This window comes from Yimella sp. RIT 621 (assembly GCF_004146205.1).
GTDB lineage: Bacteria > Actinomycetota > Actinomycetes > Actinomycetales > Dermatophilaceae > Yimella > Yimella lutea.
In genome coordinates this window covers 53,761-60,705 of record NZ_SEIP01000016.1, presented here as the reverse complement: position 1 = coordinate 60,705, position 6,945 = coordinate 53,761, and the positions used below count along the sequence as shown (strand labels likewise).

Here is a 6,945-nt window from a genome sequence, read left to right as displayed (position 1 = left end):
TGCAGGGGCGGGCGGTGCTCGGCTTACTGGGCGTCGCTTTGGCCGTCGTCGGCCTGGGGCTTTGCGGTGCGCGTCCGCTTCTTCTTGACGCCTGCGGCGCGTTCCTCGACGGGGGAGAGGGTGTAGCCCTGGTCGGCCAGGAAGGTGAGGTAGGAGGCTGTGCGCTTGTTGACCTCGCGCCACGAGTGGGTGCCGGTCGCGGCTTCGGCGGCAGCCAGGGCGTACCCGAGGGCGAGGACGGTTGCGCGGCCTTCGGTGGCCTTGTCGATCGCGCTCTGTGCGGTGGCGTCGGCGTAGCCGCCCCGGTGACCGGTGAACGTTTCGGCGACGCTCTCGACGCCGTGCCCGTTCAGACCCTGGGTGTTGTAAAAGAGCGCGGTTGCGATGAATGCGGCGGCACCCTTGGGCGCGGTTTTGCGGGTCAGGAACTTGGTGACCCACTGCCTGCGCACGGTTTCGGCCGACTTCCACGCCTTGTTCGACTCGATCACGTCCCGACGCTCGGCCTTGGCGGCCTCGCGCTCGGACTCGGTCATGTCGGCGGCCTTCGGCTTGCTGCTCGTGCTGGCGTACCGGTCCTGGTGGCCATGCTTGCGCCAGTTGGTACACACGTAGACCGACTCGACCAGATCGTCGCCGTAGCCGCGCACGATGTAGGCGGCGTGACCGGGACACTGTGCGTGCTCGGTGGGGTCGATGCCACCCTTGTCCCCTTTCAGGTGGCTCAGTTGAGCGTAACTGCGGTCGTCGTAGCCCGGGCGGTCGATCACGGTCACACCTGCGGCGGTGAGCGTGTCGGTGAGTAGTGCGCGGGCCTGGGCTTCGGCGCGACCATCACGGATGCGCTGCAACTCGTGCTCGAACTGTCCACGGGGAAGCGCATCGAGCAGCCGCGCGACGTCGTCCGGGTCGTCGTCGACCTCGGCCAGCCCTGCGGCTTGGTCGATGGTCAGGTCGACGTGCTTGCTCAACGCATCCCGCGCCTGCTCTGACGCCACCGCAACCAGACCGGCATCGACCTGGGCGCGCTTGTGGCCTGTGCGCTTGGCGATCTGCGCGGCGGACAGACCAAAGCCCGCCAGTTGTTCGAACGCGGCGGCGTGCTCGCCTGCCGTCAGCGCCGCCCGGTGGTCGTTCGCAGCCAACTGGTCGACGATCCGCTCGGCGTCCTCAGGGGAGGCCGACACGTAGGCCGGGATGCTGGCCAGGCCAGCCTCGACCGCCGCCAGGGTGCGCCGCTGACCGTCGACGGCGACGATCACGCCGTCAGCGTTCCGGTAGGCGCGGATGGGCAGCAGCACCCCCCTCGCCTTGATCGAGGCCACGAACGCCTTGTCCAGGCGCGCATCGAGGCGGACGTTCGTACCGATCTGGACGGTCGTCGGGTCGACCTCTACCAACTCCGGCGAGACGGCCTGAGTGGTGTTCTGCCTGGTTTCGTCCTGGGTGGTCATGGTGTGCCTTTCGGTTGTGCGTGGTACCCCGTTGTGTTGATGTGTCTAGTGTAATAGATGTATCTAGTGTATTTGGGGGTTTTCTTGTTTTTCTTGCATTGTGGACAGGGTTTTTCGGGCTGGTGGGTGAGGGTTCGAGGTCAACCCGATTCGGCCGGACCCCCCTCCTCGAATGCAGTGACCGCGTAGCGGTCTCCGCCTCTGAGCGAAGCGAAGAGCGTCGACCAGTGAAGATCGTGGCGATGACATCCCGGCCCCGGTCAGGCCGGGCCGCGACGGGGTGGTCGATCAGAGGCCGGAGGCCGCGACCACCCCGCTGAGCACAGTCACGCCCCAGCGGGCGTGTCCGAGCTTGCGTTCCGCCGACCATGCCTTTGGCTGGCGTGGCGGGCCTCAATTGTAAGAGATGATTAGAACACCTGTTCGATAGAATAGATCGGTGGGGCAGTCCCGAGCAGAGCGCACCTGGCGTACACCGGCCTTGACGCGGCACGTGTGGGTGGCTGGAGGGAAGGGGTATTTCGGGCGGCCGGCGCATCCGCTCGAGCCGCCCATGCAGGGACTGCTCGCAGCCTGGAGGCGCCGCAGCTATCAGTGGGAAGCGCTGGTCATCGTCGTTGTGGTCTCGTCGACGGCGGATTCAGACAAGGCAGCCGAGGAGGAGGCCGTGATCATGCAACGGTGGGTCCCCGCGGCGGACCTACGACCCGTGCCAGCAGATCCCAACAGGGCCTTCGGCGCTCGGTGACACCACGGGCAACGTTGATGTCAGACGACCCGGCACCGGAGTAAGACTGCGCGGTCTCGTCGACGACAACCGGGGTCAGCTCAGCCGACGCACATACTCAGCCGCGGCCCAAACGGCGGCCTCGTCAGCGGTGAGGTCCGCCGGCGCGGCCGCCAGCAGTGCCCGGCCCCAGTCCGGCAAGGCTCGTAGCCGCGCGCGGGCCTGATCGATGGTGAGCGGAGTGAATGATCGGCTGGGACGGGATCCGCGTAGTCGCTCATCGAGCTCGGCCGCGAGGTCGGCGGGCATGGTGTCGGAGAACCCTTCGCCTTGGTCCTGGTGGTCGTCGTGGTGCGGGGAGCGGGCGCAGGCTGCTCCGCCGATGCAGCGGGCCACCGCTTCGTGGCCGTGCTCGTCGACGACGGTTACCCATCCCTGGTCGCACTCATGCGGCGGGATGTGCTGGGTGTAATGCGTGTAGTGAGTGTCGGGTTCTCCGTGCCGGCGCATAGCGTCGAGTTCGGCCAGACCGGGGTGGTCGGCCTCGACGTCGAGGTCGCGCAGCAGGCCGGCCAGCACGACTGCGGGGCGGGTCTGGATCAGGTGGGGGTCGAGGTCGACTAGACGGTGGCCCCGCCGCAGCGCTTGGTCGGCGAGGGCAGCGAGCACGTCAGCGCCTGTCCACGGTGTGTTCGCGGTGGCGAACCGCATCAGGGCCGGGGTAAGCCTCGATAGCGGTTCTCCGGCCAGCCAGGGCAGTCCTGCGGCTACCTGAGCGGCCAGACGGGCCGTCGCGGCCCTCCGGCGGGGGTCGGCTCTCTTCCTGGGGGATGGGCGCGGCGAAGCCGCGTCCTTTCGTCGGCCGCTTGCGGCCGGTCTGTGGCCGTGAAGGTTGAGAAGTTGAAGGTTGGTTACTCGAAAAGCTGCCCCTAAGGGGGAAGGTGGACGAAGACCTGGTGAGTCAGTCGCGACCGCGGCGGCGTGGCTACCGAGGTAGATAATCCAGCGGCCGGCGTGGTGGCGGGTGAGTCGGGTGAACCGGCGGCTGATCGTCGGGGGGATGTAGGCGAGCTGCCACACCGAAGGGATCCCGCGTTGCGGGTGGCGTCCGAACTCGGCCGCAAGGGCCATGCGCTCGTCTCGACCGAGCTCGCGGCCGCGGTACAGCTCGAGAGCGATCCCGAACTCGGCGGCGATCGCCAGAGAACGTTGAACGGTCTTCGCCTCGCGACTGCAGTCGGCCGCCACGACCGCCTTTTCCGCCCGTAGCTCGCCGGTGCCGCCGTCCGCGTGCATCGCAGCTGACGTCATCACTGCGCACCAGGTGGTCACCGCGATCTCGTGCCGGCGGCACGCCGCGCGCAACTCGGGAGTGCCCGCGAGGGCCTGCACCAAGTCGATGTAGGACGATCTGCTCGACCACACCGGCAGCCGACGGCGAGCACGACGCGGAAGCGAACCCGGGCCAACACCGGACACCGGGGGAGCTGCAGGACGACGGGCACGCGTCGCAATCGCGGCCACCGTCGAGGCGCGCGCAGCCGGCAGCAACGGTTCCGGCACTCGTCGAGAAACACGGTGCCGCGTTGGCTTTACCGGAAAATGGGTAGGGGGTATCGTGGGCAGCAGACAACCCACCTCTCTGGCGAGTAGGTGTACATAGAGGCCGAGCGCTAACTCGGTTTCGCTTACGAGGGCTCCCGCGGTAACGGGGGCCTTCGTCATGTCGCGGCACTGCCGCGAAGCCTCATCCGGTCAAAGGCAACTCCCGTTGATGCACCGGACCCGGAGGAAGGTCACGTGGAGCTACGCGGTCGAGGGCTTTCCACTCGAGGTACGCCTGGACGCTGACTCCGCACTCCGCGGCACGTCGCTTCAGCTCGTCCCGGTCTGCCTTCGAGAGTCGGAACGCGACCGTGTGGCCACGCTCAGAACTGCGGTGCGCGGCGGCTGGAGTCGGCATGTTTCCTCCTTCAGAATCCTCGAAACGTTGTTTGGCATCCTTGCATGCAGGGAAGCGGGAGTCTGGAACTCACATGCTTGGCGTGTCGCGATGCCTCGCAGCCACCTCTACCCTACGACTTAGAGTACAGGTGTACCTTCTGAGCGAAAAGCGATGGGCCATCACCTTTCGTGGATGATGGCCCGTCAGATTACGGGAGTCAGCACATGGTGCATCGAGCAGCTTCGACTGATCCCGATGCCGCATCGCCGCTCGTCACGATCGGCGAAAGCACCGCAGCCGCGAGCATGAGTGCTGCAACGACCTTCCTCACGGGCCCCACCTCCGTTCTCCTTGTCACAGCGGTTTCAGCCCTGATCCTAGCGGGCCTTCGATAGACATGACTAGGGTCTACGCCGTGACCACGACCCCCCGAGACCACCTACAGCTTCGGTTTCGTGCGCTGTCAGACCCGACTCGGCTACAGATTGTCGAAGCCTTGCGCTACCGGCGACAACTGACGACAGCCGAGTTGATGAAGGTCACTAGCAGTCGGTCATTGGCTCATCATCTGCGCACTCTTGAAGAGGCTGAGATCATTCGCGTGGTCGGCGAACGGGACCGTACTCGGACGGTGTGGGAGGAAGTGCCCATCGGGCATCGGCCTCAAGCTGCTTGGGATGAAAGTATGACGACCGATCCAGAGATGACGGCAGCGATTCGCGCCCTGGAGCGCGCCACCACCTATCACCGAATCTCGCGGATGAGGGCGTTTGATGACCAGGTTCGTGATGGTGAATGGCGGGATGAGTGGGCGGACGCTGCAATCGGCCGCGACTATCAGCTCCAGCTGACAGCCGAGGAGTTGCAGCGCCTTGATACAGAGCTAGCCGAGGTGCTTGAGCGGGCAAAAAAGGCGTCGCAGAACCGGGGTTCAGGCGACAATGAGACTCAGCACATCTTTGTCACGCTCGCCGGCTTCCCAGTGGACTTAGGGATTCCTCGTTGAGTACAGCCGTAGAGCCCGTGGTCTGGCACCGCCGCCCCGGCGTGCGCCCCTACATCGCTGCCTTCGTGGTCGACACAGCCGCATCTGCCATCTTCTTCGTAGCACTGGCCTGGGTAATCGTTCACTCGACTAGCAGTGCATGGGTCACTGCGGCGCTGCTTGGCCTGGAGAGTGTTCCTCGCGCAATCTTGCTGGTCGCTGGCGGCTTGCTGGGAGATAGGTTGGGGCTCCTCAGCACAGCCAAGTGGACACTGACAGTGCGGATTCTCCTCGCGGCTGGCTTCGGTGCCGTCCTTCTCATGGACCCAGACACCCGACTAGTTCCTCTGATAGCGGTGACCCTGGTGTTCGGTCTAGTCGATGCGTTGCACATGCCGGCAATCGACGGACTACGCGGCCTTGTTGTGACCGAGCAAGAGGAACAAGAGCAACTGACCGCCACCATCGGGTGGACCACCCAGGTCGTCGAGGTCGCGGCGGCACCAGTCGCTGGGTCCTTGGTCGTTCTGGCTGGAGGAACGGTCGGGTGGTCGATGCTGGCCTTGCTCCTCTTGGCTCGGGCGCTGCTTGGCGTTGTGATCCGGGCGGGAACGATCAAGCGGGTAGAGGGTGAGACCGTCGAAGGGCTCGGACACCGGCCGCGAGCATTTCGACACCAACTAGCCGAAGGCATCCACATAGTGCGGTCTGACCGCGCAATCAGCTCGCTTCTCGGGGTGTTCATGCTGGGGAATATGGCTAGCACGGCGCCCCTGATCGCCGGAATTCCACTGAAAGCAAAGGAATTCGGTTGGTCAGGGACAGTCTTTGGAATCGCTACCCTCGGTTTCTCCCTAGGCGCTGCCCTGGGCGCTTTTCTCTACTCCCGCGCAGCTCGTCGACGTTCTGATCGCCTTCGCGCTGGCCTGCTGGTCATGCTTGCTGCCTGTGTGGCATTCGCTGCACTGGCGGTCTCCACCGAGCCGTGGCAGGTGACAGCTTCCGCGTTCGCTGGAGGCGTGATGTTGTCCTTCGCCGCTCAGACCTTCATCGCTTACATCACAACTGCAACACCCAGCGAGCATCTAGGGTTCGTTACTTCCCTGCGACAGGCGGCTATCTTCGGCGGTATCCCCGTGGGCTTCGCGATCTACGGTGCGCTCACGGCCGTCCTCGATGTCCCGAGAGCTGGCTTGGTCATGACATGCGTGCTAGCCGGCGTCAGTGTCCTCGCACTTGCGACAGTTAGAGCTCGTGACCACGACGAGCATCCCGCTCGAACGTGAGCCGGCGAAGCTCGTCGGCAAATATGCCCTCATCAAAGAAGACCCGAACGTCGACCGAGAGCGTTGAGGAAATGGCGAGCAGAACATAGCCAGACGGGTTCTTTGTGACTCCAGCCCGCAGGTTCGACAGCTGGCCGCGGGAGAGCTTGAAACCCTGTCGGGCCATAGCTGCCCGGAGGGGCAAGAGTCCCCACGGGCGAGGTGACTGCTGGTCGGAAAGATCCTCACTCGCCCCGAGGAGTGCATTGAATCGGTCGGTGAATGCCGGCAGGTGCATGGCGCGAGGATACCGCAGCCACTATCCAATATTGTGGATAGTAAAACCTTGTTCAAGAGTCGCCGCGACACCTTCCATGCCCGGCGTCGAGCAGGTTTGATGGCCGTCATCGGGCACAAGCTCGGAAGGGTCCGAAGGGGAGGCGCGCGATGGGGGATCAGAGCGTGATTGAGACACATTCTGACGGCGTCGCGACATGCGATCACCTAGCCGCTGAGCCGCACAGCCGCGAAGAACTGGCCCAGCTTGGCATCGTGGGAGTCAATCCTGA

Annotated in this window: 5 protein-coding genes; 3 read left to right on the top strand and 2 right to left on the bottom strand. The window is 64.9% G+C overall.

Going from position 1 to position 6,945, the window contains the following annotated elements; translation table 11 throughout:
* Window positions 1-23 precede the first annotated feature (23 nt).
* Together EU513_RS14020 and EU513_RS14015 are read right to left on the bottom strand one after the other, a co-directional pair.
* Window positions 24-1,454, bottom strand: coding sequence for a ParB N-terminal domain-containing protein (locus tag EU513_RS14020; RefSeq protein WP_129626977.1), 1,431 nt, complete (start codon window positions 1,452-1,454; stop codon window positions 24-26).
* An 823-nt stretch (window positions 1,455-2,277) separates the two neighbouring features.
* Window positions 2,278-2,892 carry a hypothetical protein gene (locus tag EU513_RS14015; RefSeq protein ID WP_129626975.1) on the bottom strand — a complete coding sequence of 205 codons (615 nt, stop codon included), beginning with the start codon at window positions 2,890-2,892 and terminating at the stop codon, window positions 2,278-2,280.
* A 390-nt stretch (window positions 2,893-3,282) separates the two neighbouring features.
* On the opposite strand from EU513_RS14015, the gene EU513_RS16005 reads away from it, so the two are divergent.
* The 3 genes from EU513_RS16005 to EU513_RS14005 all read left to right on the top strand — a co-directional run bounded on the left by EU513_RS16005 (window position 3,283) and on the right by EU513_RS14005 (window position 6,397).
* A complete protein-coding gene (locus tag EU513_RS16005; protein WP_168990293.1) occupies window positions 3,283-3,450 on the top strand; it encodes a hypothetical protein in 168 nt (55 codons plus the stop codon).
* A gap of 1,091 nt (window positions 3,451-4,541) precedes the next feature.
* Complete coding sequence (locus EU513_RS14010) at window positions 4,542-5,132, top strand: helix-turn-helix domain-containing protein (protein ID WP_168990292.1); 591 nt, start codon at window positions 4,542-4,544, stop codon at window positions 5,130-5,132.
* Window positions 5,129-6,397 (top strand): MFS transporter, encoded by a 1,269-nt coding sequence (locus tag EU513_RS14005; RefSeq protein ID WP_129626971.1) that lies wholly within the window; start codon window positions 5,129-5,131, stop codon window positions 6,395-6,397. Before EU513_RS14010 ends, EU513_RS14005 begins: the two co-directional genes overlap by 4 nt.
* The last annotated feature ends 548 nt before the right edge of the window (window positions 6,398-6,945 follow it).

Bases quoted from the DNA above. Each gene is read 5' to 3' on its own strand.
- EU513_RS14015 (WP_129626975.1), bottom strand. From the start codon at position 2,892: ATGCGGTTCGCCACCGCGAACACACCGTGGACAGGCGCTGACGTGCTC.
- EU513_RS14020 (WP_129626977.1), bottom strand. From the start codon at position 1,454: ATGACCACCCAGGACGAAACCAGGCAGAACACCACTCAGGCCGTCTCG.